General features: G+C 60.0%; 25 protein-coding genes and 1 tRNA gene. 15 read left to right on the top strand and 11 right to left on the bottom strand.

What is annotated here, in order from left to right:
* Positions 1-115 precede the first annotated feature (115 nt).
* Positions 116-610 carry an allophycocyanin subunit alpha-B gene (locus SynM161_RS06095; protein ID WP_114989152.1) on the bottom strand — a complete coding sequence of 165 codons (495 nt, stop codon included), beginning with the start codon at positions 608-610 and terminating at the stop codon, positions 116-118.
* Positions 611-710: 100 nt separating this feature from the next.
* Between SynM161_RS06095 and rlmD the strand changes: the two genes are divergently transcribed.
* Positions 711-2,108, top strand: coding sequence for a 23S rRNA (uracil(1939)-C(5))-methyltransferase RlmD (gene rlmD, locus SynM161_RS06090; RefSeq protein WP_186540267.1), 1,398 nt, complete (start codon positions 711-713; stop codon positions 2,106-2,108).
* Here the strand turns inward: rlmD and pheT are convergent.
* Positions 2,098-4,521, bottom strand: a complete 2,424-nt coding sequence (gene pheT, locus SynM161_RS06085) for a phenylalanine--tRNA ligase subunit beta (RefSeq protein WP_186540265.1) — start codon at positions 4,519-4,521, stop codon at positions 2,098-2,100. The two genes, rlmD and pheT, sit on opposite strands and share 11 nt — an antisense overlap.
* A gap of 127 nt (positions 4,522-4,648) precedes the next feature.
* On the opposite strand from pheT, the gene rpmG reads away from it, so the two are divergent.
* The 3 genes from rpmG to SynM161_RS06070 are packed head-to-tail and all read left to right on the top strand — an operon-like array spanning position 4,649 to position 7,144.
* The gene (gene rpmG, locus SynM161_RS06080) at positions 4,649-4,843 is read left to right on the top strand and encodes a 50S ribosomal protein L33 (RefSeq protein ID WP_006851071.1); all 195 of its coding nucleotides are present in this window, start codon (positions 4,649-4,651) and stop codon (positions 4,841-4,843) included.
* A gap of 38 nt (positions 4,844-4,881) precedes the next feature.
* Positions 4,882-5,103 carry a 30S ribosomal protein S18 gene (gene rpsR, locus SynM161_RS06075; RefSeq protein ID WP_006041316.1) on the top strand — a complete coding sequence of 74 codons (222 nt, stop codon included), beginning with the start codon at positions 4,882-4,884 and terminating at the stop codon, positions 5,101-5,103.
* 10 nt (positions 5,104-5,113) lie between these two features.
* A complete protein-coding gene (locus SynM161_RS06070; protein WP_186540263.1) occupies positions 5,114-7,144 on the top strand; it encodes a ribonuclease catalytic domain-containing protein in 2,031 nt (676 codons plus the stop codon).
* Here the strand turns inward: SynM161_RS06070 and SynM161_RS06065 are convergent.
* Positions 7,132-8,916, bottom strand: a complete 1,785-nt coding sequence (locus tag SynM161_RS06065; RefSeq protein WP_186540261.1) for an FAD-dependent oxidoreductase — start codon at positions 8,914-8,916, stop codon at positions 7,132-7,134. The two genes, SynM161_RS06070 and SynM161_RS06065, sit on opposite strands and share 13 nt — an antisense overlap.
* An 86-nt stretch (positions 8,917-9,002) precedes the next feature.
* Between SynM161_RS06065 and metG the strand changes: the two genes are divergently transcribed.
* Entirely contained in the window at positions 9,003-10,547 is a 1,545-nt protein-coding gene (gene metG / locus SynM161_RS06060) for a methionine--tRNA ligase (protein WP_186540259.1), read from the top strand.
* A complete protein-coding gene (gene lptC, locus SynM161_RS06055) occupies positions 10,534-11,700 on the top strand; it encodes an LPS export ABC transporter periplasmic protein LptC (RefSeq protein WP_186540257.1) in 1,167 nt (388 codons plus the stop codon). The genes metG and lptC overlap by 14 nt, the downstream gene beginning before the upstream one ends.
* Here the strand turns inward: lptC and SynM161_RS06050 are convergent.
* Complete coding sequence (locus SynM161_RS06050) at positions 11,645-12,295, bottom strand: cofactor assembly of complex C subunit B (protein ID WP_186540255.1); 651 nt, start codon at positions 12,293-12,295, stop codon at positions 11,645-11,647. The two genes, lptC and SynM161_RS06050, sit on opposite strands and share 56 nt — an antisense overlap.
* A gap of 62 nt (positions 12,296-12,357) precedes the next feature.
* Between SynM161_RS06050 and SynM161_RS06045 the strand changes: the two genes are divergently transcribed.
* The 6 genes from SynM161_RS06045 to SynM161_RS06020 all read left to right on the top strand — a co-directional run bounded on the left by SynM161_RS06045 (position 12,358) and on the right by SynM161_RS06020 (position 16,841).
* On the top strand, positions 12,358-12,765 hold the full coding sequence (locus SynM161_RS06045) for a tellurite resistance TerB family protein (RefSeq protein ID WP_115162037.1): 408 nt from the start codon (positions 12,358-12,360) through the stop codon (positions 12,763-12,765).
* Positions 12,766-12,798: 33 nt separating this feature from the next.
* Positions 12,799-13,470 carry a photosystem II repair protein Psb32 gene (gene psb32 / locus SynM161_RS06040; RefSeq protein ID WP_186540253.1) on the top strand — a complete coding sequence of 224 codons (672 nt, stop codon included), beginning with the start codon at positions 12,799-12,801 and terminating at the stop codon, positions 13,468-13,470.
* A 41-nt stretch (positions 13,471-13,511) separates the two neighbouring features.
* Positions 13,512-14,660: a proton extrusion protein PcxA gene (pxcA, locus tag SynM161_RS06035; RefSeq protein WP_186540251.1), complete on the top strand. Its 1,149-nt coding sequence runs from the start codon at positions 13,512-13,514 to the stop codon at positions 14,658-14,660.
* The gene (gene cobU / locus SynM161_RS06030) at positions 14,647-15,231 is read left to right on the top strand and encodes a bifunctional adenosylcobinamide kinase/adenosylcobinamide-phosphate guanylyltransferase (protein WP_186540249.1); all 585 of its coding nucleotides are present in this window, start codon (positions 14,647-14,649) and stop codon (positions 15,229-15,231) included. The genes pxcA and cobU overlap by 14 nt, the downstream gene beginning before the upstream one ends.
* A complete protein-coding gene (locus SynM161_RS06025; protein WP_186515330.1) occupies positions 15,228-15,719 on the top strand; it encodes a tRNA (cytidine(34)-2'-O)-methyltransferase in 492 nt (163 codons plus the stop codon). The genes cobU and SynM161_RS06025 overlap by 4 nt, the downstream gene beginning before the upstream one ends.
* A gap of 72 nt (positions 15,720-15,791) precedes the next feature.
* Positions 15,792-16,841 carry a M23 family metallopeptidase gene (locus tag SynM161_RS06020; RefSeq protein WP_186540247.1) on the top strand — a complete coding sequence of 350 codons (1,050 nt, stop codon included), beginning with the start codon at positions 15,792-15,794 and terminating at the stop codon, positions 16,839-16,841.
* 62 nt (positions 16,842-16,903) lie between these two features.
* Here the strand turns inward: SynM161_RS06020 and SynM161_RS06015 are convergent.
* A tRNA-Met gene (locus SynM161_RS06015) sits at positions 16,904-16,977 on the bottom strand.
* A gap of 47 nt (positions 16,978-17,024) precedes the next feature.
* Positions 17,025-17,333: a hypothetical protein gene (locus tag SynM161_RS06010; RefSeq protein ID WP_186540245.1), complete on the bottom strand. Its 309-nt coding sequence runs from the start codon at positions 17,331-17,333 to the stop codon at positions 17,025-17,027.
* 121 nt (positions 17,334-17,454) lie between these two features.
* On the opposite strand from SynM161_RS06010, the gene SynM161_RS06005 reads away from it, so the two are divergent.
* Positions 17,455-18,054 (top strand): peroxiredoxin, encoded by a 600-nt coding sequence (locus SynM161_RS06005; RefSeq protein ID WP_186508581.1) that lies wholly within the window; start codon positions 17,455-17,457, stop codon positions 18,052-18,054.
* 8 nt (positions 18,055-18,062) lie between these two features.
* On the opposite strand, the gene SynM161_RS06000 is transcribed toward SynM161_RS06005, so the two are convergent.
* Positions 18,063-20,843, bottom strand: coding sequence for a UPF0182 family protein (locus SynM161_RS06000; RefSeq protein ID WP_186540243.1), 2,781 nt, complete (start codon positions 20,841-20,843; stop codon positions 18,063-18,065).
* Entirely contained in the window at positions 20,840-22,639 is a 1,800-nt protein-coding gene (gene ftsH / locus SynM161_RS05995) for an ATP-dependent zinc metalloprotease FtsH (protein ID WP_186542302.1), read from the bottom strand. The genes SynM161_RS06000 and ftsH overlap by 4 nt, the downstream gene beginning before the upstream one ends.
* Positions 22,640-22,726: 87 nt before the next feature.
* Here ftsH and rpmF point away from each other — a divergent pair, with 87 nt between their 5' ends.
* Complete coding sequence (gene rpmF, locus SynM161_RS05990; RefSeq protein ID WP_006851068.1) at positions 22,727-22,903, top strand: 50S ribosomal protein L32; 177 nt, start codon at positions 22,727-22,729, stop codon at positions 22,901-22,903.
* Here the strand turns inward: rpmF and SynM161_RS05985 are convergent.
* Genes SynM161_RS05985 through SynM161_RS05975 form a run of 3 tightly spaced genes read right to left on the bottom strand, consistent with a single transcriptional unit; the run spans position 22,867 to position 24,921 of the window.
* The gene (locus tag SynM161_RS05985; protein WP_186542301.1) at positions 22,867-23,844 is read right to left on the bottom strand and encodes a phosphoribulokinase; all 978 of its coding nucleotides are present in this window, start codon (positions 23,842-23,844) and stop codon (positions 22,867-22,869) included. The two genes, rpmF and SynM161_RS05985, sit on opposite strands and share 37 nt — an antisense overlap.
* Positions 23,834-24,145, bottom strand: coding sequence for a DUF565 domain-containing protein (locus SynM161_RS05980; RefSeq protein WP_186542300.1), 312 nt, complete (start codon positions 24,143-24,145; stop codon positions 23,834-23,836). The genes SynM161_RS05985 and SynM161_RS05980 overlap by 11 nt, the downstream gene beginning before the upstream one ends.
* Positions 24,142-24,921, bottom strand: coding sequence for an HAD-IA family hydrolase (locus SynM161_RS05975; RefSeq protein ID WP_186542299.1), 780 nt, complete (start codon positions 24,919-24,921; stop codon positions 24,142-24,144). The genes SynM161_RS05980 and SynM161_RS05975 overlap by 4 nt, the downstream gene beginning before the upstream one ends.
* A gap of 32 nt (positions 24,922-24,953) precedes the next feature.
* Between SynM161_RS05975 and recJ the strand changes: the two genes are divergently transcribed.
* Positions 24,954-26,852, top strand: coding sequence for a single-stranded-DNA-specific exonuclease RecJ (gene recJ, locus SynM161_RS05970; protein WP_186542298.1), 1,899 nt, complete (start codon positions 24,954-24,956; stop codon positions 26,850-26,852).
* Positions 26,853-26,859 lie beyond the last annotated feature (7 nt).

Raw genomic sequence — 26,859 nt, 5'->3', positions numbered from 1 at the left:
GTAGGTCTCAACTGAGGCGCATTTCAGGTCTTGAAAGCTGTCTCAGTCAAGACAAGTAGAAAATAAAAAAACCGGGCTCGAGGGCCCGGCTCTTTTGAAAACGTTCAACCTTGAATCAGGTGGACGTCTGCATGCCCTGAATCAGGAAGTCGAAATAAGGAGACGTGAGCTTCACCTGCTGTTCCGACAACAACGACAGGGACGCTTCCTTCATGCACTTCATGGCTTCAACCATTCCGGGCATCGGAACACCCAGGCTGTTGTACATCTCGCGAGCCCCCACCAGACCGATCTCCTGGATCATTTCGGTGCTGCCGGCCAGAACTCCGTAGGTGATCAGACGGAGGTACCAGCTGTAGTCGCGGAGGCACTGGGCCCGCTGGCGCTGACCGTAGGCATTACCGCCAGGGGCGACGTACTCAGGTTTGCGACCAAACAGTTGCTTGGCGGATTCGTCGACGATCTTTTTTTCGTTCTCGGTCAGAACCTTGACCACAGACACGCGCATGGCGCCTTGGTCGAGGAAATCCACCATGGTGCGGAGTTCTCCGCTGGTGGGATACCGCAGATCGTCATCGGCCTGGAGGATGAGATCCCGGACAACGCTCATGGAACTGGTCAGGCTTCGTGGAGTTTAGTGGTCTCGACCCGTTCACCTGACCCATCACCGCCTGGGTGTTACGCCATTGCAATGGCAGGGAATCGAGAGCATGACCAAAGTCGACAGCCCGAACAGCAGTGAACCGCGGCCCGGGCTCACGATTGAGCTCGAAGCTGTTGACCTGGATCGCGACGGCAAGGGTCTGGCCCGTTGGAACAACTGGGTGATCGTCGTTCCTGATCTCTTGCCAGGGGAACGCGCCACGGTCCAGCTGCAGCAACGCCAGAAGTCGCGCTGGTTGAGCCGTCGGGTGGATCAGATCACGTTCTCCGCTGATCGGCGCCGCCCTCCCTGCATCCTTGCCGATGACTGCGGTGGTTGCACCCTGCAACGCCTGGATGACCCCGCCCAAACCCGTTGGAAAGCCCAGCAAATTCAACAGACCATGCAGCGCATCGGGGGGATTGACGTTGCCCCTGCGCCCACGCTTGTTGATGCGGAACGCTGCTTCGGTTACCGCAACAGGGCCTTGATCCCGCTGAAGCGTGACCAGAACGGACGCTTGAAGGCTGGCTACTTCCGACCGAAGACCCACAAGATCGTCAACCTGAACCACTGCCCGGTGCTCGATCCACGCCTGGACGCGTTGGTGGAACCTCTCAAGCAGGACCTGGATGCAGGGGGGTGGCCGGCCGACCATGACCTGCTCGAAGCCAAGGGGCTGCGCCATCTCGGGCTTCGTCTGGCCAGCGCCACCGGAGACGTGTTGATCACGCTGATCAGCAGCCATGCTCAGCTTCGAGGCCTTGAGGACCTCGCACAGAGCTGGGTGGAGCGTTGGCCCGCGGTGAAAGGGGTCTGCCTCAACCTTCAACCCAAGGCCAACAACCTGGTGCTCGGTCGCACCACCCATTGTCTCGCCGGTGTTCCCACCATTGAGGAACAGTTCTGCGGCATCAAGCTCGCCCTCAGCAGCACCACCTTTGTTCAGGTGAATACGCTGCAGGCGGAACGGATCGTTCAACGCCTCACAGACTGGCTTTTGACTCAGTGCGCCGGCGCACGGGTGGTCGACGCCTATTGCGGCGTCGGAACCATTGCCCTGCCCCTGGCCAAGGCCGGTTTTGATGTTCAAGGTCTGGAACTCAACCCCGACTCGGTGGAGCAGGCCCGGCTGAATGCCATGCACAACGGCCTTTCCTCGCGCTGTGCCTTTGATGCCGGCGATGTTGCCGATCTTCTCGCTGCTCAGCTGGACGACTGTCAGGCGCTGGTGTTGGATCCCCCGCGCCGGGGGCTCGATCGACGCGTGGTGGACAGCATCCTTGAGCGGCCACCTGCCGTGCTGACTTACCTCAGCTGTGACCCCGCCACGCAAGCACGGGATCTCAAAGCACTGCTCGCCCCATCAGGCCCCTACGAGCTGGAGATGCTCCAGCCCGTCGACTTCTTCCCCCAGACAACGCACCTCGAATCGTTGGCGCTGCTGAAACGGATCAGCTCCTGAGCTCAGCCTGAAACTGCTTGCTCAAGGCGGCACGCACCTTGTCGTGAACAGGCTGAATTTTGTCGTCTGTGAGGGTTTCGTTCTTGCCGCGGTAGCGCAAACGGAATGCCTGGCTCACTTTGTTGTCGCCCAGCTGTTCGCCCTCAAAGCGATCCACAAGTTCCACCTGCTCCAGAAGGGGTTTGCCCGCCTTGCGGATGGCTTGGATCAGATCAGCAGCTGCACTGGATCGGTCGACGATGACGGCAAGATCCCGCTCGCTGAAGGGCACGGTTGGGTAGGGCTTGAAGGCCGGCGTCCAACGGTTGCTGCGGGTAGCGGAATCCAGCAGTCGCGCAAGGTCGAGTTCGAACAGATACGTGGCTTCTGGGAGATCCAGCTCCTCAGCCATGGCTGGATGAAGCTGACCGAAGCAACCCAAGGGGCGTCCTTCCAACACCAGGGTGGCGGCACGACCCGGATGCAGTCGTGCGTCGTCCGTGAGGCGACGGTCAGACAGCTCCAGCTGCAAGGCCTCCATCACCCTGGTGAGAACGCCACGGGCCTGGAAATAGTCGGGCGCCTGCGGCTTGCCGCTGGTGGCCCAGGTGGAGAGTCGTCGATCTCCGCAGATCACGCCACCCAAAATGCCGGTCTGGCTGACGGCTTCCGGTGAACCGCTGTAGGTGTTGCCGATCTCGAAAACAGAGCAACCGCGCTGTGATGCCTTCAGATTGCGAACACAGATCTGCAGGTGCTCTTCCCAGAGGTTCGTGCGCAGATGGCTTGTGTCGGCCAACAACGGATTGCTGATGGCGATGCGCTGTTCCTGCTCCGAAGCCGGGACAAGGGACAGGGTGGTGACCTCCTGCAAACCTGTGGAACAGAACAGCTGCCGCAGGCGCCGTTCCGCCTGCTGGCGGGGGGTGAGGGCACCGGGCTCCAGCGGATCCGGCAGGTGAGCCTCAAACCGATCGAAGCCCACAAGACGCGCCACCTCCTCGATCAGATCAACTTCACGCTGAAGGTCTTGCCGTCTTGAGGGCGGTGCAATCACCTGCCATCCCTGCTCATGGGCTGAGAGCTGGCAACCGAGGGCTGTCAGGCAGGTTTCGATGCTGGTGTCATCGAGATCCTCCGGGCCATCGGCAGCATCGAGGGGGCCAAGCAGTTGATGGAGGGCACTGCGCCTCAACAGCACCGGTTCCGCTTCTGCGGGACCGTTACCGCCCACCCAACGGCCGCTCTCAGAGCAGGAAAACTCCTGAATCAACAAGGCCGAGGCACGGGCCGAACAGGGCAGGGTCATTTCCACAGGCAACCCTTTTTCGAAACGGCTGCTGGCATCCGTGCGCAAGCCCAGGGCCCGGGCCGACTGACGAACCCGCGGCGGAGTAAACAGAGCGGATTCGAGCCAAATGTTCCGGGTACCGGCAGTCACCCCACTCTCGCGACTCCCCATCACACCAGCAACGGCGACAGGCCGGTCATGGCAGGTGACGACCTGCACACGGCTGTCGAGGGTGCGCTTCTGGTCATCCAGACCCACGAAAATTTCCCCATCGCGAGCGGAACGGACGGCAAAACTCTTGGCGTCGATCGGTTGCCCGGTCAGTTGTTCCAGCGCATCGGCATCAAAGGCGTGGAGGGGCTGCCCCTGCTCCAGCATCACCAGATTGGTGACGTCAACCACCGCATTGACGCTGTTCACGCCACCACGCTCAAGGCGCTGCTGCAACCAGGTGGGTGAGGGCTTGGAGCCGTCCACACCCTCGATCCTGGTGATCGAGTAGAAGCAGCCATCCAGTTCTGCGTTCAGCGGAGTGGTGCTGGGATCCAGATCCAGCTCGGGCAGGCTCAAACTGCCACCGGTCAGGGCCGCCACCTCGCGGGCAATACCCACCATCGAGAGGCCGTCGGGGCGATTAGCGGTGATGGCCAGCTCCAGAACGGTGTCGTCGAGTCCCAGCAGGGGCGCCACGGGCGACCCGTTAGGCGGCAGGGATTCATCAAGTTCATCCAGGATGGCGATGCCGTCGGACTGCTCCGTCAGGCCCAGCTCCGTCAGGGAGCAGATCATTCCGTTGCTGGTCACACCCCGCAATTCACCGGCTTTGATCGTCAAGCCAACGGCGGGGAGGGTGGCTCCGACCATGGCCACCGGAACGTGGATCCCGGCACGCACGTTGCTGGCTCCACACACGATCTGGATGGGGTCCTGAGCTCCCACATCCACCGTGCAAACGCTGAGCTTGTCGGCGTTGGGGTGTTTCTCCCGTTCCAGCACATGGCCAACCACCACGCCCTGGGCTCGGGCGCTGAGGTCATCAACGTCTTCCACCTCAAAGCCCGCCATCGACAGGCGCTCGGAGAGATCGTCCACGGACTCATTCACCTGGACCAGCTGCTTCAGCCAGGAGATGGATACCCGCATCGGATCTAAGCCAGACAGCGCGCGATCTTAGGAAGTCCCCTCTGGGGGAGCTGCTCTGAACCTGTCGGGTCAGGGGGTAAGCTCGATGTTTGTCAATTCGCTTCGCACCTGCGGCGCAACGTCCTTTATGGCCAAGAACAAGGGCGTCCGGATCGTGATCACTCTCGAGTGCACCGAATGCCGGTCCAATCCCGCCAAGCGTTCACCCGGCGTGTCTCGCTACACGACGGAAAAGAACCGCCGGAACACCACCGAACGGCTGGAGATCAAAAAGTTCTGTCCCCACTGCAACAAGTCCACGCTCCATAAGGAGATCAAGTGACCTTGCAGGTCCGTCTTTCCTCCATCCGTTCCTGAGTCATGTCCAGCTCCTTCTTCAAGAAGCGTCTTTCGCCGATCAAGCCCGGTGATCCCATCGATTACAAGGATGTGGATCTTCTCAAGAAGTTCATCACCGAACGCGGCAAGATCCTTCCCCGTCGCCTCACCGGCCTCACCGCCAAGCAGCAGCGCGATCTCACCAACGCCGTCAAGCGTGCACGCATCGTTGCCCTTCTGCCGTTTGTGAACCCCGAAGGTTGATCCTCGGGCGTTGAACAATTCAATCCAACCCGGAGACACCGTCGCGGTTGTTCTCAAGGGTTCTCCTCTCTTCGGCCGTCTTCTGTCCATCAAGGGCAGCAAGGCGGTTCTTTCTTTTGGTGGTCAACGTCGTGACCAGGGCCTGCCCCTGCGCGATCTGATTGCCATCGATCCCGAGCATCTGTTCGATGGCAGTGAACTACCTGCCCCTGAGCAGGTGCAGGACAGCGCTCCATCAGCGCGGGCCGTTGTGGAGGCCTGGCAGCTGTTGGAAACGGATCAACCGGGTGGATTGGCTCGGCTGAGCCTCTGCGAGCTGGGCGAGTTGGTGTTGACCCCGCTCAACCTCGCTGGTCTGGCAGCGCTGTGGGCCTGGCTGCATGGGGACCAACAGTTGTTCCGCTGGCGTCGTGACCGTTTGATCCAGCCACTCTCCCGCGAAGAGAGGGCCAGCCTGCGGCGCCAACGCCGAGCTGAGCGGCAGGCGCAACAACATGAACAACGGCAGCTCGCATTGCTGCGGGCAGAGCGAGGCCTTAGCGACGATGAACGCCTGGAGCTGGACCCGGTTTGGGACGAGCGCTTCAACCACTGGATTCAGTTGCTGAAAGACAATCCCGCTGCGGTGGGTTCCGACCTGGATCTCCAGCAGTGGTCGGCAGCGTTGTCGATTGGATCAGATGCCGCTGATCTTCGGCAGTGGTTGATCGTGCGTGGGTTGCTCGATCCCAACGAGCCCATTGGCCTGAGGGGCAGCGTCTGGTCCCGCTGTTTTCCCTCTGATCTGGTGGAGGAAGCGAATCGTCTTGTTGCTCTTTCGAATGGAGAGCGACCTGGGGATGAGCAACGCATCGACCTCACTGACCTGGCCACCTACAGCCTGGACGATGCGGGCACTCGAGAAATTGATGACGCGCTCTCGCTGGAGCGTCGTGATGGCGTCGATTGGATCTGGATCCACATCGCTGATCCCAGCCGTCTGATCGACATTGACTCCCCCCTTGATCAGGAAGCCAGACGTCGAGCCACCAGTTTGTATCTGGCGGAGGGTGTGATGCCCATGCTGCCTCTGGAGCTGGCGGCCGGTCCCCTCAGTCTTCGGGCTGGACAGCGCTGTGCAGCCCTCAGTGTGGCCGTTCGCCTCGATGGGGATGGTGCTGTGGCGGAGCAACGGATTGCGCGCAGCTGGATCCGACCCCGCTATGGCCTCACCTACACCGATGGTGATGAGCTGATCGAGTTGGCACCCCCAGGGGATGAAGCCCTCTCGGATCTCTCGGGACTTCTGATGTTGCGCATGCGCTGGCGCCGTTCCAAAGGAGCCGTGATGTTTGACCGGCCTGAAGGACGCTTCCGCCTTAGCGATGGAGCCTTGACGCTGCAGGTGATTGACCCTTCACCTTCCCGCCTGATGGTGAGTGAAGCGATGCTGCTGATGGGAGCTGTTGTGGCCGGCTTTGGGCAGGAGCACAGCCTGCCGTTGCCCTTCCGCAGTCAGCCTGCGGCGGAGTTGCCCTCCAGCGATGAACTCGATCGAATCCCCGAGGGACCAGCCCGTGATGCGGCGATCAAGCGCTGCTTGAGCCGAGGCGTGCAGGGCACGCGAGCCATGCCCCATTTCAGCCTCGGGCTTGAGGCCTATGTGCAGGCGACGTCACCCATCCGACGCTACGCCGATCTCGTCGCCCACCGCCAGATCATTGCCCAACTCTCGGCGCTTGCACCGATGGATGAAGAGCGTCTGCGGGAAGTGATCGATGACCTCGATGATCCATTGCGCCAATCCATTCAGATCAGCCGTGAGGATCAGCGCCACTGGCAGCAGGTGTGGTTCGCTGAGCATCAGAACACCGTTTGGTCGGCCGTGTTCCTGCGCTGGCTGCGCCCGCAGGATCGCTTGGCCCTGGTTCATGTGAGCGAGCTGGCCATGGATCTGGTCGGTTGTGTGTCTGCAGCAGACCCTGCTCCTGGTGATGCTCTTGAACTCAGGGTGGGGCGGGCTGACCCGGTACGCGGTGAGCTGCAGCTTCAGTTGGCTTGATCCATAACCCCAGTGATCCGCACCCAGGGCCCCCAGGGATTCTTAATGCCGCGGAGGTTCAGGGTTCGGCCCGAATGATCCTCGTCGGATAGCCAGCGATGGATTGCCGGTTCAAGGGTGATCAGAGGCCAGATCTTTTCAGCGGTTTCCAAGTGGTAGCCCTCATGGAGGTTGCCGGTGAGCACGCCACTGAGGCCAACCTCATGGGGCTGATTTGGCGCCTGGTTCACGCCAGGGGGAAGCAGGCTGGACCTTGGGCCTGAAAGGCGGCCCATGGCGTCCAGGTGTTCAGGCTGAGCCAAGCCCTGCTCCTGTGCCTTAACCCAGTGCGGATGCCAGAGCGGCCAGTCCCAGATCGGGAGAACTGCTGCAGGGGCCTGCGGCTCGTGGATCAGGGCTGACTGGATGGCCTCAACTTGCAGATCAGCAGTGTCACAGCCCTGGCGAACCGCCATGGCCGCCGCCAGACCCGCCACCTGGCCCAGGTTGAGGATCAAAGGCTGCAGGCGCGTGGCCCCATTGGCCATGTGGCTGACGCTGAAGCCTTTCTCTGCCATCACAAGGTTGGGTATTGAGTCTGTGATCAGGGCATCGAAGGGGATGCAGAAGGGCGTACCGCTCCAACGTCCTCCCCAACGAACACTTTTTGGCGCGAGAGGCCAGTCCTCGCCCGGGTAGTGATGGTCATTGGCATAGGTACCCACAGCGATGCTGGTGCAGCGACCCTGGGCATCGATGGGGAGCGGTCCCCGCAGGGCTTGTTTGGAGACCGGCAAGAGGTCGCGTTCCGTGACCGTTGTGCGACCCATCAGCCGCCGGCCTTCTCGCCAGTACGGCATCAACGCCAGGCTGGGATCGGCTCCCGGGAAGGCGTTACCGGAAGTGATCCAACCACCGCTGCAGTCCTCCAGGGCCGCCAGGAAATCCTTGCTGTGCCGTTGCATCTCCTGGGCCAGCTCCGCACGAACCTCGCCATCAGCACTGAGGGCTCGATCGAGGCTGTGGTGCCAGTCGTTGCCCTCAAGGGGCCAATTGAGCATGACCAGGCCGCTGGGCAGACGGCCATAGGTGATGGTTTTCTCGAGGCCGAAGCTGGCGGTGCTCCGATCGAACGGAATCCGCGGGATCGCTGCGGCCTGGCGCGGATCGAGTTCCCCATGCAATTGGCCCATCACCACCCAGGTGGGTGACTGAATCGGTTGCTCTTGAAAAAACGCTTCGCTCTCAAGCCGGGACTGCTCGGGAGCGCTGGGTTCATCCCAGATCTCCTTGGCTTCCCACCCCCAGCGGAAGGGGGCGGACGACAGGGCAAGCAGATCACCCAGATCGCTGCCATCCACAAACACGTCGGCGGAATAGCTTTCGACGCCATTGGTGCTGTGGATCTCCACAGACTGGAGGCGACCCTGCTGGCCGTAAACCTGTTCCAGCCTGCAGTGGGGACGCCAGTCCAGCCTGGGCTCAGCCGCCACCCAGCGTTGCAGGATCCGTTCGGCTGTTTGCGGCCTGTATCCGAAACAACTCACCCAGTTGTGGTCGAGCCCACTCGGCTCCTCCAACTCCAACTGGCGCAGAAAGGCGCCCCAGATCCCGGTTTGCCAACAGGTGAGTTCATGGCCATCCGGGGCACAGACTCCTGCTGAACTCACCATGCCCCCCAGCCAGGGGCCAGGGGTGAACAGTGTCGTGTCTGCTCCTGATCTTGCGCTCTGCAGTGCAGCAGCAACGCCGCCGCAGCCACCACCCCAGACCACCACGTCGCGGTGCGTCATGAGGAGGGCTGTTTGGCGTGGAGCGAGATGGGCATGCTCGTTAGAGTCTGTCGTCGCTGCGGTGCAGCGGAGTTCGAACTTTTCTGATGCCTTACACCCTTACGACTCCGCTCTATTACGTCAACGATCGTCCCCATCTGGGCAGCACTTACACGACCCTGGCCTGTGATGCCTTGGCTCGCTTTGAGCGGCTGCAGCTGGAGAAGGTGACCTTCGTGACCGGTGTTGATGAGCACGGCCAGAAGATTCAGCGCACGGCAGAACGTCAGCAGCTGAGCCCCCAGGACCACTGCGACAAGGTCAGCAGCCGATACCGCGATCTCTGGAATCAGTGGGGGATTTCTGACGATCGCTTTGTGCGCACCACCAACCCGCGCCACCTGGAATTGGTGGAACAGTTCTACAAAAGGGTCAAGGCATCCGGCGACATCGTTGTCGGCAAGCAGACCGGCTGGTACTGCGTCGATTGCGAGGAATACAAGGATGATCCGGCCGAAGCGGAGTCGCCCTCCTGTTCGATCCACCGCAAGCCTCTCGAGTGGCGCGATGAGGAGAACCTGTTCTTTCGGCTCTCCCGCTATCAATCCGCCATTGAGGAGTTGGTGGCGCGCGATGACTTCATCGCCCCTGCCAGCCGACGACAGGAAGTGCGCAACTTCGTCGCTCAAGGTCTGCGCGACTTCTCCATTTCGCGGGTGAATGTGTCCTGGGGACTTCCGGTCCCCGACCATCCAGGCCACACCTTCTACGTCTGGTTTGATGCCCTGCTGGGTTATCTCACAGCGCTTCTTGATGATGGAGAAGCGGTATCGCTCGATCGGCTCGCCTCCTGCGGTTGGCCCGCCTCCGTGCACGTGATCGGCAAGGACATCCTCCGCTTCCACGCTGTGTTCTGGCCTGCCATGTGCATGTCTGCAGGACTGCCGCTGCCGCAAAAGGTTTTCGGCCATGGCTTCCTCACCCGTGAGGGCCAGAAGATGGGCAAATCCCTCGGCAATGTGCTGGACCCCGAACTGTTGCTGGAGCGATGCGGCAGTGATGCCGTTCGTTGGTACCTCCTGCGCGACATCCAATTCGGAGACGACGGCGATTTCCAACAGCAACGCTTTGTTGATCTGGTCAACAACGATCTGGCCAACACCATCGGCAACCTGCTGAATCGCACCTCGTCGATGGCGCGCAAATGGTTCGATGACGGCGTTCCCCCGGCAGGGGCAGCCTCAAGTGCTGACCATCCCCTGGCCCTCAAGGCTGCGGAAACCGTCAGCACGGTGATGGAGGCGATGCCGCAGCTCGCGTTCAAGACCGCGGCCGAGTCGATCCTTCAGTTGGCCATTGCCGCGAACGGTCATCTCAATGACACGGCTCCCTGGAGTCGCATGAAGGAACCCGGTCAAGAGCAGAGCGTGGCCGAGGATTTGTTTGCTGTGCTGGAAACCACCCGCATCGTTGGACTCCTGCTTGCCCCGCTGTTGCCCGACCTCAGCGAGCGGATCCTGTCTCAACTTGGGGAACGCCTGGATCCAGACAACTGGTCGAAACAGCTGAATTGGGGCAGGCTGTGCAGCGGTTCCGCGCTGCCGAATCCAACACCGGTGATGCAGCGGTTGGAGCTGGATGAACCGCTCTGAACAAAGCATGCTGGGTCGCTGGTCACGTTGTGGTCTGACAGCAGCCCTTGTGGCGAGTGCATGGCTCACCGGTTGCACAACGCGGCGGCAGATTGCGCTTGAACCCACGCCGTCCTTTGTCTTCCGGTCGCTGGATTTGAGCCAGCGGGCCGTTGATGGCAACCGTGACTGGGATCTCATCAGCCCCGAGGCGCGCTACGACCTGATCAGTCGAACCATCCGTGCGCGAGGTCCCGAGGGCGTTCTCTATCGAAATGATCAACCGCACTTCAGGATCACCGCCGATCTCGCCACGGTGTTGCGGGATGGTGAGCTCGTCGTTCTTGAAGGATCGGTCCAGCTGCGGCAGTTGAACCAACGGGGGCTGACGATTGAGGGAGACAATCTGATCTGGACGCCATCGCAGTCGCGGATGGTCATCAATCAACGGCCCAAGGCCAATGATGGTGAGACGCAAATTCGTTCACGCGAGCTGGTGTTCCAGCAGGACACCGAGGTACTGGAGTTCAGCGGCCCAACCCAGCTCAACCGTGTTGATGAAATCAGTTCTGCTTCCACGGTGGTGAAAGGTGGTAACGGCACCTGGAATCTGAAGAGTGGTTTGTTGCAGGCGCCTGGCCCTGTGCAGGCCATCCGCAGCGATGGACGCATACTCAGCGCTTCAGGCCTCGATGGCAACACCCTCCAGGGTTACCTCGACCTGCAAGAACCGGTCACGCTGGTGCTGGAGAACGACCGCGGTCAGATCAATGCCGGTCAAACACGTTGGTTATTTACAGCGAAGCAATTTCAATCCGATCAACCCGTGCAGGCTGATTTGAAAAACAGCAAGGTGCAGGGCAGGGGATTCAAGCTGGATCAGACTTCCGGCACCGTGATCATTGCCAATGATTGTCGCGTTGAGCAGACGTCGGAAACATTGACGGCCCGGCGCTGCGCATGGAACTGGCGCAGTGAACGGGTTGTGGCCGATGGCGATGTGGTTCTTGAGCGGACCAAACCAGAGCAGATCACGCGGGCCTCACGCATGGAGGCCAGGATTTCGGAGAATGGCGAGGTCCGCTTCGGCCAGGCCGGAGCGAGGGTTCAATCAACGATCAAGCTGAGTCCGGCGGCACAGGAGAAGCCTCGCCGGCCCCAAGTGTCGTTCTGAGCCGCTGGGTCCAGCCCTCAATCCATCGCTCATCGGAGCGGGTGAAGCAACGGGGCGACCAACCCCCCACGATCACGGCCCCCTCGGTTCCCATCGGGCAAACAACGATGGCAGGAAGTGACGGCAGCATGGCGTCGAATTCCGCTCGGCCCGGAAACAGCGTTGTGTTGACCAAGGAGATCGTTTGCTCACGCTCCATGGCCCGTTGGGTGATTGCTCCTGGCTCGAAAGCCTCCTGACTGATCAGGCCCCGACGCAGCACAACCTGATGGCGCCATATCACGAGCACGGATGCCGCTGGCGTCGCCGTCAACAGCATGTGGCTGCCCCAGGCCAGCTCCTGTTGTTGGTTTTCGCTGAACTGATCCGTCATCAAAAGTCCCTGTTCCCCCTGCAACGGAACTTTCGCTGCTGACTTGGGGTTCGCCCGAGTCCACAGCACAGCCACCAGCATCAGGCCCACCGCTGCCATCCCCGCCAGAACTTCGGCCCGTTGAAATTCCGGTGTCACGGTCTGCGCTACCCCTGCATTGGTCACGGTCAGACCCAGCAACAGAAGCGCACAGATCAGAACAGCTCGGGCGGGACCTGGCATCAACAGAGGGTGCTGTCAGAACGCAATCATCCTGCTCAAATACGGACATGTGCGTCTCTGCCATGACGACTCCCGAGGCTTTTGCTGCTGTTGCCCTTGCCGCTGTTGCCTGCGATGGAAGGCTGGGGCGGGATGAGGCCCATGCTCTGCGCCGTCAGCTGGAGAACCGATCGCTTTACAGCGACAGCTCTGAAGCGGCCATGGGTGAATTGTTTGACCGCCTGCTGTTGTTGTTGCGGGAGCAGGGCGTTCAGGGCTTGATCACGTCCGCCTTGCCTCAGCTCAATCGAATTCAGCAGCAGTCCGCCCTGGCTGTGGCAGCGCATCTGGTGCATGCCGACCGCAAGATCACAGCGGAGGAAACCGATCTCCTCGACCAGCTCACCCGTCAAATGACTCTGCCCGACAACGAAGCCCGCATGGTTGTTGAGGCAATTGCAGCTTTGAACCGCGACATGCTGGACAGCTAACGGCAGACTGAGACAGTCATGACGCTTGAAGGGATGCCCCGTTCCGCCCGACGCCTGTTGGCCAGCCTGCTCAGTTTCGGGGTCTGTCTTCTCCTCTGGGCACCAGCCAGTCTGGCGATCTCACCTGCTGCCCTGGGTGAAAGCCTGCCGGATGCGTTGGTGATCGACGATGCCGACGTGTTCAGCCGCGCCAGCCGTGGTGAATTGGAAGCGAAATTACGCAGCTTTGAAGATCAACGGGTCGATGCCCGCCTGATCACGCTGCGGCGTTTGGATTACGGCATCACCTTGAACAGCTTCGGTGAGGAACTCCTCGAGACGTGGAGCTCACCCAGCGGCAATCCCTTGCTGCTGATGTTGATCGAAGCCTCGAACAAGCGCTCCGCTGTTGTGGCCAATCTGGAGCTTGAGGCACAGCTTCCTCCCAGCCTGCTGAAGAGCACCGCCCGTACAACGATGACTGTGCCCCTGAGGGAGGGCGATCGTTATCGCCAGGCATCAGTTGATGGACTCACCCGACTTTCAACCGTCCTCTCGGGTGGCGAGGATCCCGGCCCGCCGAAGGAGATCGAACGGGTCACCCTTCCCACCAACATTCCCACCAAGGCGGAAACCGCTGAAAGCGATGCCACCAAGTGGGTGATCATCCTGTTGGTGCTTGGCACCATCATTCCGATGGCCACCTGGTGGGTGTTCTCGCGCTGATGACCCGACTGCGATGAGCTGACTGCGATGAGCTGACTGCAATGAGCCGCCGTAACTGGATCAACCTGTTCAGCAACAGCCAAGCGATCGAGCTCTCCAGTGATCTTGAGCGTGGCTACGAGGCGGCTCTGCTCATCCAAAGCCTTGAGTTGGAGTACTACGGCGACCGGCAGATTCGTCCGGAGCTCAAGCTCTCCGTGCCGCGCTCTGTTCAGGCCACGATTCTTCGCCGCTTCAAAACCGCGCTGGCCATCTGCCGCAATACAGCAGCAACTCTCTCGAAACAACGGGGCCAACTGGATTCCCAAGAGTTGCGTCAACTTCAACTGATTGAATCCGTCGTGAGCCGCTATGGATCGAGACGATCCAGCAGTTCGCCGTCGATCAGCCGCTCACCGGATGCCCTCCCCCGATCGCTTCTGGGTGTCTTCGACAGCATTCGCCTCCAGTTGGATCCCTCAACGGAAGACAGCGTCGTGGCGGGGTATCGACGCCGGCGGGACAGCACGCTGATTTCCCTGAGGGTTCTGCTTCTGCTCATTCTGGTTCCCCTTCTTGTTCAGCAGATTGCCGGTACCTATCTGATCTCGCCTGCGGTCAATCAGTTTTCCCCCGAACTCCCTTTCCTGAGCTACCCCAAGCCTCAGCTGGAAGAGAAGGCGGCTGAAAAACTTCGGCTCTACAAGCAAGAACTGGAATTCGATGCCTTCCTCAAGGGCGTGCAGCCCCTTGATGATGGTGCGCTGCGCGACAAGCTCACCAAAAAGGCGACTGAGCTCAAGCACGATGCCGATCAGGAAAGTCTCAAGGCGATCAAGAATGTGTTTGCGGATCTGGCGGGCCTGATCGCTTTCGCCGTGGTGTGTTTTCTGAGCCGTGATGAACTGCGTGTTCTGCGTGGATTTGTTGATGAGGCGGTTTACGGGCTGAGTGATTCCGCCAAGGCCTTCGCCATCATCCTGTTCACCGACATCTTCGTCGGATACCACAGCCCGGAAGGTTGGCAGGTCTTGCTGGAAGGGATTGCCGAGCATTTCGGTCTTCCCTCCAGCCAAAGTTTCGTCAACCTCTTCATCGCGACATTCCCGGTGGTGTTGGCGACGATCTTCAAGTATTGGATTTTCAGGTACCTCAACCGTGTGTCTCCGTCTTCCGTCGCGACGCTGAAGGGAATGAATGGCAGTGGTTGACCCCTCCTCCACAGTGGAGCCCCCCGTTGCCGGCCAGACCAGCCGGCTGATCCTGGTGAGTGGGCCAACCCGCAGTGGGAAGAGCCGCTGGGCTGAGCACCTGTTGAAACACCACCCGTTTGTCACCTACATCGCCACGGCGGCCGCCCGGCCGGATGACCGAGATTGGCAAAAGCGTTTGGAGGCCCACCGGCAGCGTCGGCCCGACCATTGGAGCGTTTCTGAATGTGGGGCAGAGCTGGTGAGCGTGATCAACGGCCTGGCTCCCGGGCAATCTGTTCTGATTGATGCCCTTGGTGGCTTTGTTGCCCACCACCTGGACCTCACTGCCCAGGAGTGGGATCAGCTCTGTGAACAGTTGATCGCCTCGATTAGGGCATCGCACTGCACGTTTGTTCTGGTGATCGAAGAGACAGGATGGGGCGTCGTTCCTCCAACACGCATCGGAGGATTGTTCCGTGATCGCCTCGGAACCCTCGCGCAGGCACTTGACCCCGTTGCTGACGCTGCCTGGCTTGTTCTCCAGGGTCGTGCACTTGATCTTCATGCCCTTGGCCAGGTGGTGCCATGACTGAGATCGCCCCCCTGCGGATTGCCCTGTTCGAACCTCAGATCCCTCCGAACACAGGCAACATCGCCCGCACCTCGGCGGCCTTCAGGGTGCCGTTGACCCTGATTGAACCCCTCGGCTTCAAAGTGGATGATCGGAGCGTTCGTCGTGCCGGACTTGATTACTGGCCCCACGTTCAGCTTTCCATCGCTTCGAACTTTGCCGAGTTTCAAGCTGAGCTTCGTCCTGAACAGAGGTTGATCGGCTGCAGTCGTCGTGGTGGTTCATCGCTCTCCTCGTTCACGTTTCAACGGGGAGATGTTCTGCTCTTCGGCCGGGAAGATACGGGGCTACCGGAACCGGTTCGCGAAGCCTGCGACAGCATCCTCACGATCCCCATGCCTGGAGCTGCTGATGACGCAGGCCAGGGAGGTGTTCGCAGCCTCAATCTTTCCGTGGCCTGCGCCCTGGTGACCTACGTGGCTGGACAACAGTTGCGGTTGTGGTGATCCCACCACTGCTCCAAACCCCCTTGCGCGGGGATGTTCGGCTCGTTACCTTCAACGCGTCTCAGTGGTTTCATGCGCGCAACGCTTGCTCTGGCAGCTGCTGTAACCCCTGTTCTGTCCCTGGGTCTGTGGAGTTCTCTTCCCGGGATTGCCGATAACGCCACTTTTGATCTTGCCGAGCTGCCCCCTCTGCCAGCTCTCTCCCCGAACAATCCCGTTGCTGTTGTCAGCAAAGTCGATTCCAACAGTTCTGTCTCGTTCCAAGTTGTTCGTGCCACGTCCCTGCGGCGTTTCGCTGAGCTGTTGAAGCTCGATCGTGAGCAGCTGGCCTCGTTGAACAACGTGCCAAGCTCCCACGTTTTTGAAAAAGAGAGTTGGCTTTCCCTGCCGGACTCTGCACGGGTTGTTGCCGTGACGTTGTCGTCACTCAACCGCTCCAGTGAACTTGAGACGCTTCCGATGGTTGCCCCACCTCCGTTTAGCGCCACGGCCAAAATCAAAACCGGAGACTCTCTTGCGTCATTCCTCGAACGCCACGGCGTGACGCAACAGCAGCTGTTGAGTTGGAATCCAGGCCTTCAGCTCAGTGCTTTGACGATTGGCCAGGAACTGCAGATCGCTGAAGCCACTTCGGGTCAGTCAATCCTGGCTGTTCGCCCCCTCAGCAGTGGAGGTGCTGCATGGCCTGATCGCCCCCTGACGTCTTCAGCCGATCAGCCCGACAGCCTGAAGCCACCGATTGTTGGTTACCAGTGGCCCACCAAGGGGGTTTTCACCTCCGGTTATGGGTGGCGCTGGGGACGCATGCACAAAGGCATTGATATCGCCAACAACACTGGCACGCCCGTTGTTGCGGCCCGTGATGGGATCGTTTCATTTTCCGGCTGGAGAGGCGCCTACGGCTATCTGGTTGAAATCGCCCACAGTGATGGCGAATTCACGCGTTATGCCCACAACAGCCGTCTTTTGGTCAAAAAAGGGCAGATTGTTCCCCGTGGGTCTCGCATTTCACTGATGGGAAGCACCGGACGAAGCACCGGACCTCACCTTCACTTTGAAATCCGTCGGGCCGGTGGCGCTGCTCTCAATCCCTTGGTGAAACTACCGGCACGCAAGGCCTGAATCAGGCATGCTCGAACCCAACAAGGGTTCGAACGAGCTGATTAACAGCAAGGGTCAAAGAATGTCAGAGGGGAGACTTGAACTCCCGACCTCAGGGTTATGAATCCTGTGCTCTAACCAGCTGAGCTACTCTGACGCAGGCCCTTCAGGCCAGTCCCCATCATACATCTCAGGGGTTCAGCCTCAGCGCATGTCGATCGCATTGAGGCGATCGCGGAAGGATTTCGGTTGGTCGTCCCTGGTGAGTGGGAGTGCCGTCTCAACAACCGGTGTTGGAGCTGGAGCTGGGGCCGGCTCGATGCTCCGCGTTGGCGTTGAACGTCGGCTTGTGCCGCGATTCCCACCCAGACTCTTCAGCTGGCCAGTGCGCTGGTCTCGGTCCAGGGGTTTCTTGCGCAGATCTCCCTTCAGCTGGTTCAACAGACGGAAATGTCCGGTGGAACTGAACTTGCGCAGGAGCGCAGGATCCCAGCTCGTGAGTTGGTCATTCATGACCTGAGTTTATGGCGATGGATGGCTAGGGTCGTGATAGGTTCAATCCTGAAACTGGAAGTCGGATCGACTACGTGTTACGTCGTCTGCGGCCTTCAGCTCACTCATTCACCTCCCGAACATGACCGACACCGGTTGCTTGCGTGTGGGCCATCAAGCCCCCGATTTCACTGCCACTGCAGTGGTGGACCAGGAGTTCAAGGAAATCTCCCTGTCCCAGTACCGCGGCAAGTATGTGGTGCTGTTCTTCTACCCCCTCGATTTCACCTTCGTCTGCCCGACGGAAATCACCGCATTCAGCGATCGCTACACCGACTTCTCCAGCAAGAACTGCGAGATCCTCGGTGTGTCCGTCGACAGCAAGTTCAGCCACTTGGCCTGGATTCAGACCCCCCGTAACCAGGGTGGCATCGGTGATATCAACTACCCCCTCGTTGCCGACCTGAACAAGGAAATCGGCAATGCTTTCAACATCCTCGATGACGAAGGCAAGGCACTGCGTGGCCTGTACTTGATCGACCCCGACGGTGTGATCGTTCATGCCACCATCAACAACCTGCCTGTCGGCCGCAACGTGGATGAAACCCTGCGCTTGCTGCAGGCCTTCCAGTACGTGCAGTCCAACCCCGACGAGGTTTGCCCCGCCAACTGGACTCCTGGCGCCGCCACCATGCTGGAAGATCCCAAGGGTTCCAAGGAGTACTTCTCCGCCATCGGCTGATCGTTCGATCAACCCGATCGGTCACTTCGTTTTGCCCTGCCCGTCAAACGGGTGGGGCTTTTTTTCATGAGTTGATCCAAAGCAAGATTGAGGTCGCGGTCCATGGCAACCAATCGGCCGTCACTCACAACAATCCTGGCCAGAGAAGGCAGCCCTACCTTCTTGGTGCGCAGATACACCGGTTCCACATAGAGAAGTCCGGAGCCCACGGGAAGCACAAGAAGATTTCCCTGCAGGAGTTCCAGATCTTCCTGATCCCATAGACCGAACTGCTCGCTCACATCTGGATCCTGATGGATCAGAGCCTGAACCTGTTCCGGCCCGGGAATGTATTTGTCTTTGGGAAAGTCGATCAGTTTCAGTTCACCGTAGTGATCACCATCATTCCGAGCCACCAACCACGCCGTGAGATTTGGCCTTGACAAAGGGGTCAGTGGTTGGAGCAGCAGAAATTCAGAATTGTCGTTGCTTTGAAGCTGAGCCGTGATGTGATACGGAGCAACATCAACTTTGCGGCCGCCGTAGATCTCGCTTGGCACCTGCCAAACATCATCACCGTTGTAGAAAATCCTCGGATTCGAAACGTGGTACCGCTTCAATTGGTTGACCTGGGCATTGAAGAAGTCCTCAGGAACTCTGCGGTGATCAAGAAAAGGCTTTGGCATTGCCTCCATCGGCTCCATCAAGCCTGGAAAAGCGTGAGCCCAGGCCATCACAATTGGATCCTCAGGCTCCGAGATGAAAAAGCGAATGCTGCCGTTATAAGCATCAACGATGGCCTTCACTGAGTTTCTTAAATACCGATCCGGATCATCTGCTGAGACCGCAGCGCTGTAGGGCAGGGTTGAACTATGGGTGTAACCCTCGACAACCCAATACTGATGTTGGCTGCGTTGTTCTGAAGTTGCCTTGGTGGTGTTGGAGCTGTCTTGCTCAGGGTTTGGAATGGAGATCAGGTAGGGCTCACCACGAAAATCAATAAAGGGAGCGATGGCCTTAACCCGACTGCGCACATCACGCCGGATCAAAAGCTTGGAATCAGCATTGATCGTTGTGGTGATCAGCAATCGAGGGTCACGCAGATAAACAGCCGCTGCGAATCGTTGAAGCCAGGATCCAATCGGTACTCCGCCAGAACCCTGATAGTGCGTCATCACATTGATGTCGCCTTCGGGGTAGTCGAATTCTTCAATCTGCGTTGGAGCGATGGCATAGGGCGAAGGAAGCATCCCGTAATAGATCGCTGCATCACCAACGGGGATGGCCTTCTGCACCTCCGATCGTTCAATCCCCAGTTCTGGATTTCCCTCAATGAGTGTTTCTGGGCCAAGACCTTTAATGAAATACGAGGGAAGGCCATCACTGCTTCGGTCATTCACCGGACTGACGGTGAATCCATAGCCATGAGTGAAGATGAAGTGACGGTTCTGCCAGGTTCTGGATTGACGCGGTAAGGCAGATTGATCCAATTCGCGGGCCGAGAGGATCACTTGCTGCGAGGAATCGCTGTTTTCATTCAGCGGGTATCGATCAACAGCGGCATTGGAAAAGCGGTAGTACACCCTCAGTTGCTGCAGTTGCCGGTTGGCTTCCAGCAGAGGGCTGCTGTCCCAGAGACGCACATTTTCGAGCGTGCTAACACCTTGCTCGCGATCAGCGGCGCTGAACCTTGTCGGGTCGACGACTTGACTCTTGATCTGATCCAACTGGAAGCCCCATTGCGTGGCCTCAATGGCATTGTTCAGATAGCGCTCTTGCAGTGCAAATTCCCTTGGCCGCACCACCAGCCAGCGCGTTACCGGAGTTGCCACCGTTTCCAACACCACAAGAGACACCAACACCAGTGCAAGGCCCTGACGGAGGCGTCGCCGGCACGGGACAAGAAGTGCACATGCGATCAGCACCAGCAGCAGTGTGGCGAAGCCTCGCAACGGAAGGGTCATGTGGGCCTGGAGCCAGCCCGCCCCTGCTACCAGGCCGTGTTGGGTCCACAGCAGCTGATGCCTCGATAACCACACCTGCCCCGCCGCTCCGAACAGCAGAAGCGCCGAAAGCAACCTGATCAGTTGAATCTGTCGCGCAGAAAAGGCTGGACTGGCCCAGTCAGAAATCGATTTTGAGCTCGCCAGCACCCGCCAGAGTTCAAAGGTGAGGGTGAACGCGGCAGCCAAGAGCAGCAGGTCCAGGGCCAGATGCAATCCGGCAAAACGCCCCAAGCCGAAGCTGAGATCCGCTCCCAGCAAGGGGTCTCTCGTGGATTCATCGGGAATCCATAGCGCCAGCGACCAGATGCCCCACGCCCGGCTGACGACAGCCACCAGCGAACCCGCCACGATCCGTGCCAGCCACAGCCTCAACCGCGGCCAGGCCATCGCAAGCCCTATCGCCCCTGCCTGAACGAGTCCTGCAGCTGAGCTGATGCGGTGCTGGAGCCCCGCAACTGGCTGCCATTCCCCAAGCTGAAACGGATCGTGTATGGCCAACGCCAACATATCCAGCGTCAGCAAGGCACTGATCAGCACAGCACCACCACTGATCAACAGCGTGAATCCAAAGGACCATCCCGTCAGGCTCATCGCCTTGGATGAACTCGAGCTGTGTTTCCTGAATTGCCTTGACCAGGCCTGGGCTGACAGCAGCGGCAGCATCGCCACTCCCGCGAAGAGAAGCTGCAGAAGCCAGCGCTTGAGAAGAACGTCGCTCCAGGTGAACTGATCGAACCAGAGCCACTCGATCTGCATCCGGGCTGCAACAACAACCAGCGGCAGCAGAAGGAGGAGGCGTCTCATGGGAGGCCAGCGATGTCTCTGAATCGATCACCGTTGATCGTTTCCTCGGCAATCAAAACGTCCACCAGTTGATCCATCAACTCTCGGCGGGGTTCCAGCAGGGCGATGGCCTGCGTCAGAGCACTCTTGGCGAGCTGGCGGATTTGAGCGTCAATGGCCTGGCCAGTGGATTCGGCGTATCCCGGCCGTTGGTTGAACCAGTCGCGCCCCAGAAAAACCTCCGTACCCGGACCCTCGAGGGCCATCGGTCCGAGGCTGGAAAAGCCAAAGCGCGTGACCATCTCCCGTGCGAGTTGCGCCACCATCTGGAGGTCTCCACTGGCTCCCTGGGTGATCTCGAGCGACCCGAAAACCACTTGCTCAGCTGCTCGTCCCCCCAGGGCCACCACCAGATCAGCGAGGCAGGAGGAGCGGGTGATCAACCCGGAATCAAGCACCTCCTCGTCAGGCATGAAGCGGGTGTAACCACCGGCTCCTCCCCGGGGAAGAATCGTGACCTTGTCCACCGCGTTGGCCGCTGGAAGAAGACTGGCCACCAGGGCATGACCCACCTCGTGATAAGCGATGAGCCGTTTTTTAGCGCTGTCCTGCAAGGGACGATTGCTCAGCCCCATGGTGATCCGCTCCAAGGCCCCCTCCAGCTGGAACTGACCGATGCGGAGCATGTTCTGGCGGGCCGTAAGGATGGCCGCTTCGTTGAGAAGATTGGCGAGGTCAGCCCCGGAAAAACCCGGCGTGCGGCTCGCCCAATCCGATAGCGAGACCGCGTCATCGAGGGGACGAGTTCTCGCATGAACGGCGAGAATTGCCTCGCGACCTCGGCGATCGGGAAGGCCCACATCAATGCGCCGGTCGAAGCGTCCTGGACGCAACAGTGCGGCGTCGAGCACGTCGGCACGGTTTGTGGCCGCCAGCAGAATCACACCGGAGTTCTCCTCAAAGCCGTCCATCTCTGTCAGGAGTTGGTTGAGGGTCTGCTCCCGTTCATCGTTGCCGCCACCGATACCAGCACCCCGCTGGCGACCCACAGCGTCGATTTCGTCAATGAAAACGATGCAGGGGGACTTTTCCTTGGCTTGGCGGAACAGATCGCGAACCCTGCTCGCACCAACACCAACGAACAGCTCAACAAACTCAGAGGCCGCGATGGAGAAGAACGGCACGCCCGCCTCGCCTGCAATCGCCTTGGCAAGAAGCGTTTTCCCGGTTCCAGGGGGGCCGACCAGCAGCACTCCCCGCGGAATCTTCGCGCCCAAGCGGATGAAGGCCTCGGGCTGCTTGAGAAAGGTGACCACCTCCTCAAGTTCCAGCCGCGCATCGTTGATGCCGGCAACATCCTCAAAACGAAGCTGAAGGTCTTCCTGGGGTTTCAACCGAGGTTGACTGCGCCCAAACCCAAGAGCTCTGTTCGCCATTTGAGCTGACCGCTTCAACAGAAACGACAAGCCGACCACCACCAGCAGAACCAACATCAGGGTTCCCGCCAGTTCGCGTCCTGCTTGTTCGCGGCGGATGTCAACAACCGTCAGGGGCGTGCCAGAGCTTTCAGCGGCCCGAAGAATTTGGTTGTCGTTGGCGAAAACAGGAACGGTGACCCGTCGGCCATCGTTGTATTGGACTCTTACCTCCCGACGACCGGGCACAAGATCCAACTGTTTGATCTCTTTCGCATCGATATCTCTCAGCAGGGTGGAGTAACTCACCGTGTCCTGCTTCGTCCAAAAACCCTGAATCGAAGAAGGTTGAGCCTTCTGAGGGGCCGCGGAACCACTGGAGTCGTCCGAACCTGGTGCCACGTCTTCATTGCGCTGCACGGAGCCTAGCGATTTGACGCAAGGGGGTTCCAAACGAGACAATCTCGGTTTGGAAATTCACCAGGCGCAATGGCCGTCCCGAAGAAGAAAACATCCAAGGCCAAGCGCAACCAGCGCAGCGCCACCTGGAAGGCCAAGGCAGCCGTTGCCGCCCAGCGCGCCATGTCCATCGGCAAGTCTGTGCTGAGTGGCCGCGCCCAGGGTTTTGTTTATCCGGTGAGTGAGTCCGAAGACGGCGAATCCTGAGTCGAACTCGGGAGGTGGATCCGCCGCAGAGTTCGATCCGGATCCACCTCCACAACAACATCCGCTCGCATGGTGTGAAAACTGCTCGATGGAAGCGAGCAGAGAATCATGCGGATAAAACGATCCAAGTCGGCATTCGACAGCGACGCACCGCGTTCCGCTTCAAGGGTGGCTTCCTGTTGGCGCTTCCATCGCCAAGGCGCGTTGAAGTCGGTTGCTCGCAGTTGCCAGAGTTGATCGAAACACCTCCAGGTGGGTTCGTAGTGGGCGAGCACGGGTTGCAGCTTCAGGCGCCACTCCAACTCCTGCGCCGTTAGGGGGCTCTCGAGATGGGGCTCATCCGCAGTTGCGTCGGCATTTGGGCTGCAGCCCACAAACCACCCCTCAAAAATCAGCAAGTCGGCATCGCAGCGGCGCCAACCGCTTCGATCTCCTCGGCCATGGCGTTTGGCTTTGTCGAAGCAGGGCATCAGAACGTTCTCACCCTGTCGCCATTTCTGAAGACACTCCTGCAGGAGCTCCAGGTCATGGCTGCCAGGAAGCGCACGAGGCACACCCCAGGGGTTGCCCTGCATCGCCGCATCAAGCCGTTCCGCCTCGAAATAAAAGTCATCGAGCGAAACCACCTGGATCGAGAGGTGAAGTGCCCGTGCGGCAGCTTCAATCCACTGCCCCAGGGTGGTTTTCCCGCAACCCGGCAAAGCACTGAATCCGAGCAGTCGGCGTTGTCCCTGCCATTGCTGGCCCAGGTTCAGAAGCGGCAGACCAACAGACCAGAGCCAATCCGGTGTCGCCTGAGGATGCCAGTGATCGATGGCGACCCGATGCCACCCAGAGTTGCGCTGCAGTGCAGACCAACTCGGAAGGTCGCCCAACTCGAGATGCTGCAGCAACCGCTGCTGATCCTTGCTGGGGATGACGCGTTGGCCCTCAGGATCCAACTTTGAACGCCTCCAGAACAACGGCGTAAACAAATCCAAGCCGGAGGTTGTCCAGCCAGGGAAGACGACGGCGCCCAAGAACCATCAATTCACAGGCGATGAGGGCATAGAACGCCGTGTACGTCCTGAGTTCAACAGCATCCAGGATGTAGACGGGAAGGTTGCTGCCGATGAAAAATCCGAACAGCAGCAGCAGCAACGAAGCGCTGCGACGCCACCAGGGGCCAGACCAGTACCGCCGGATCCCAGCGCCCCACGCGTTCTGAAGCCCCGCCAGACGTGTGCGCTGGATTGAGCTCATCGATCCGGCACCGACAGCAGGTACTCCAGATACTTCAGCGTTACTGCCCCCTCCTGGCAAGAGGCACCGGAAAGCACGGTTGCTGGCTGTCCAGGGTCCCCCAGGTGATTCAACACCGCAGCAGCCTCGCCTCCGGACTCACGCAGAGCATCGGCATCCCAGGGGGAAGGGGTCAGCAGACAACGCAGACCTGCGGCTCTTGCCGCCGAAAGACCTGCTGCAGAATCTTCGACGGCAAGGCTGGCAGCACTGTTGGCCCCACTGCGTTCGAGAGCGAGTCGGTAGCCGTCCGGTGCTGGCTTTCCCGAAGCAACGTCATCCGATGTCACCACCCCATCGAAGCTGGGGATTTGCTTCTGGATCTGTTCCAGCAGAGCCATCACCGAGGCCGATCCGCTGGAGGTGACGATCCACTGCTGCACGCCGGCCCTGTTCAACTCCTGCAAAAGCCTCTTCACTCCGGGACGGAGATGCACATGTCCTTGGCGGACCCGTTCCAGGTAATGGACGCGTTTGCGATCACGCACCTGGTCCAGTTGGTTCTGGCTGAGATGCACCCCGCATGTTTCAGCGTGGAGTTTCACCCTGCGCAGCCCGCCAGGAATCGCCAGCAGCCTGTTGTAGAGCGCTTCATCCCAAACAAAGGGAAGATCCAGTTCCTGGAAGGCCATGTTGAAGGCCGGTCGATGACCGTCCATTTCCGTGTCGGCCAAGGTGCCATCCACATCCCAGAAGACCGCTGAAAGCCTGTTCACCTTGAGGAGCAGCAACGGCACAATGCTGGGACATCACCGCCTGTTGCGTTCCCTTGCCGGCTGTTCCGCTGCATTGGTCTTGGTCCCTTCCAGCCGTGGTGGAACCATCGCCATTGCAAGGGCTTAATTTGCCGCTGTCGCTGCGCTGTGTGCTGCGGCGCAGGGGATTCAGCTCCACATCCGAGGCAGAGAGCTTTCTCTCCCCTGGTGATCTACCGCCCACACGTGATCATTTCCCCGATCTCGAGCAGGCCTGTACGCGCTTGGTAGCGGCCTGCCGTTCCCGTGAACGCATTGCCATCTGTGGTGATTACGACGCCGATGGGATGACGAGCACAGCCTTGCTGTTGCGGGCGTTGGCCCCGTTGGGTGCTGAGCCGGAACCCGCCATCCCCTCGCGGATGGAGGAGGGATATGGCCTCAATCCCGCCATGGTGCAGCGGCTCTTCGACGATGGCGTGCGGCTGCTGGTCACCGTTGATAACGGTGTTGCCGCGAGGGAAGCCCTCGAACTGGCCGCAACTTTGTCGATGCAGGTGATCGTGACCGATCACCACACGATCCCGGCGCAACGGCCGCCCATGACCGCGCTCATTCACCCGGCCACCACCCCGGACGGCTCGCCTTACCGCGGACTCGCCGGAGTGGGGCTGGCCTATGTGCTGGCCCATGCCGTTGCCGATGTGCTGAACAAACCAGAAGCGATCCGCGTGGCCCGGGATCTGTTTTGCATCGGCACGGTGGCCGATATGGCTCCTCTGGTGGGGGCCAACCGCAGTTGGTTGCTGGAGGGGCTGAACCACCTGCATCGTTCCGAGTGCAAGGGCGTGCAAGCGCTTCAGCGCCTGGCGGGTCTCGGGGAACGTCCGCTGACGGCAGAAGACATCGGGTTTCAGCTTGCACCGCGCATCAATGCAGTGGGCCGCCTTGGGGAACCGAGGCTTGTGGTGGATCTGCTCACGGCTGAAGATCCTGATTCAGCGATGGCCCTCGCACGCCGTTGTGATGATTACAACCGCCAGCGACGGGATCTCTGCGACGCGATTGAAGCGGAGGCCGTGGCGCTGGTGGAAGCGGAGTCCAGTGACGCTCTCCCCTCATTCCTGCTGTTGGCGCAAAGCCACTGGCACCACGGGGTGATTGGCATTGTTGCTGCGCGGCTGATGGAGCGCTATCACCGCCCAACCGCTCTTCTGGCCGGAGATGGAGATGGAAGTCTGCGGGCTTCGGTACGGGGACCCATCGGCTTCGCGGTGGATCGTGCCCTCTCCCATTGCAGTGATCTGCTAACCCGCTTTGGAGGCCATCCCGCTGCCGGGGGATTCACCGTTAAAGCGGAATTCGTGCATGCCCTGCATGAGCGCCTCTGCGCCGAAGCCGATGGCTGGTTGATGACCCAGGCCCAGGGGCGTCCCGTGCAACCCGACGCTCTGCTGCAGTTGCAGGATGTGAACTGGGATCTGTGGCGCCACCTGCAATCCCTGGCCCCCTTCGGCATCGGTCATCCCAAACCGCTGTTCTGGTCACGGGGGGTGAGCGTTGAGGATCGGCGCGACCTCAAAGGAGGACACCTGGCCCTGACGCTGCGCCAGGGTGAAAGTGAGCGTCGCGCCATCGCCTGGCGATGGGATCCAGCGGCGCCTGTTCCCGCATGTTGTGACGTGGCTTACAGCATTTCGATCAACCGTTGGCAGGGTGAACAGCGTCTGCAGCTGGAGCTCAAGGCCATCCGTGCCCATACGGCGTTGGTGTTGATCGACCGCGGCACACGGCAGTACACCGCCCAGTTGACGGAAACCTCAGGGCTGAAGCTCACCAATGGCGAGGGTGAGACGATTCAGGCGAACATTCAACAAGAACAATCCCTCACCAGCGACAACGATCTGGCGAGGGATCAGCGGGTGATTCAGTTGATCGAGGAAGCCTGCCTCGGGTTGGGGCTACGTCCTTAAAACGAGG

The organism is Synechococcus sp. M16.1 (genome assembly GCF_014279895.1).
GTDB lineage: Bacteria > Cyanobacteriota > Cyanobacteriia > PCC-6307 > Cyanobiaceae > Parasynechococcus.
The sequence above is the reverse complement of the archived record's forward strand: the minus strand, read 5'-3'. Positions and strand labels throughout refer to the sequence as shown.

What these genes read in the sequence shown, in the direction of transcription:
- SynM161_RS06095 (WP_114989152.1), bottom strand. Translation starts at nt 610, where the DNA reads ATGAGCGTTGTCCGGGATCTCATCCTCCAGGCCGATGACGATCTGCGG.
- rlmD (WP_186540267.1), top strand. Translation starts at nt 711, where the DNA reads ATGACCAAAGTCGACAGCCCGAACAGCAGTGAACCGCGGCCCGGGCTC.
- pheT (WP_186540265.1), bottom strand. Translation starts at nt 4,521, where the DNA reads ATGCGGGTATCCATCTCCTGGCTGAAGCAGCTGGTCCAGGTGAATGAG.
- rpmG (WP_006851071.1), top strand. Translation starts at nt 4,649, where the DNA reads ATGGCCAAGAACAAGGGCGTCCGGATCGTGATCACTCTCGAGTGCACC.
- rpsR (WP_006041316.1), top strand. Translation starts at nt 4,882, where the DNA reads ATGTCCAGCTCCTTCTTCAAGAAGCGTCTTTCGCCGATCAAGCCCGGT.
- SynM161_RS06065 (WP_186540261.1), bottom strand. Translation starts at nt 8,916, where the DNA reads ATGACGCACCGCGACGTGGTGGTCTGGGGTGGTGGCTGCGGCGGCGTT.
- metG (WP_186540259.1), top strand. Translation starts at nt 9,003, where the DNA reads ATGCCTTACACCCTTACGACTCCGCTCTATTACGTCAACGATCGTCCC.
- lptC (WP_186540257.1), top strand. Translation starts at nt 10,534, where the DNA reads ATGAACCGCTCTGAACAAAGCATGCTGGGTCGCTGGTCACGTTGTGGT.
- SynM161_RS06050 (WP_186540255.1), bottom strand. Translation starts at nt 12,295, where the DNA reads ATGCCAGGTCCCGCCCGAGCTGTTCTGATCTGTGCGCTTCTGTTGCTG.
- SynM161_RS06045 (WP_115162037.1), top strand. Translation starts at nt 12,358, where the DNA reads ATGACGACTCCCGAGGCTTTTGCTGCTGTTGCCCTTGCCGCTGTTGCC.
- psb32 (WP_186540253.1), top strand. Translation starts at nt 12,799, where the DNA reads ATGCCCCGTTCCGCCCGACGCCTGTTGGCCAGCCTGCTCAGTTTCGGG.
- pxcA (WP_186540251.1), top strand. Translation starts at nt 13,512, where the DNA reads ATGAGCCGCCGTAACTGGATCAACCTGTTCAGCAACAGCCAAGCGATC.
- cobU (WP_186540249.1), top strand. Translation starts at nt 14,647, where the DNA reads ATGGCAGTGGTTGACCCCTCCTCCACAGTGGAGCCCCCCGTTGCCGGC.
- SynM161_RS06025 (WP_186515330.1), top strand. Translation starts at nt 15,228, where the DNA reads ATGACTGAGATCGCCCCCCTGCGGATTGCCCTGTTCGAACCTCAGATC.
- SynM161_RS06020 (WP_186540247.1), top strand. Translation starts at nt 15,792, where the DNA reads ATGCGCGCAACGCTTGCTCTGGCAGCTGCTGTAACCCCTGTTCTGTCC.
- SynM161_RS06010 (WP_186540245.1), bottom strand. Translation starts at nt 17,333, where the DNA reads ATGAATGACCAACTCACGAGCTGGGATCCTGCGCTCCTGCGCAAGTTC.
- SynM161_RS06005 (WP_186508581.1), top strand. Translation starts at nt 17,455, where the DNA reads ATGACCGACACCGGTTGCTTGCGTGTGGGCCATCAAGCCCCCGATTTC.
- SynM161_RS06000 (WP_186540243.1), bottom strand. Translation starts at nt 20,843, where the DNA reads ATGAGACGCCTCCTCCTTCTGCTGCCGCTGGTTGTTGTTGCAGCCCGG.
- rpmF (WP_006851068.1), top strand. Translation starts at nt 22,727, where the DNA reads ATGGCCGTCCCGAAGAAGAAAACATCCAAGGCCAAGCGCAACCAGCGC.
- SynM161_RS05980 (WP_186542300.1), bottom strand. Translation starts at nt 24,145, where the DNA reads ATGAGCTCAATCCAGCGCACACGTCTGGCGGGGCTTCAGAACGCGTGG.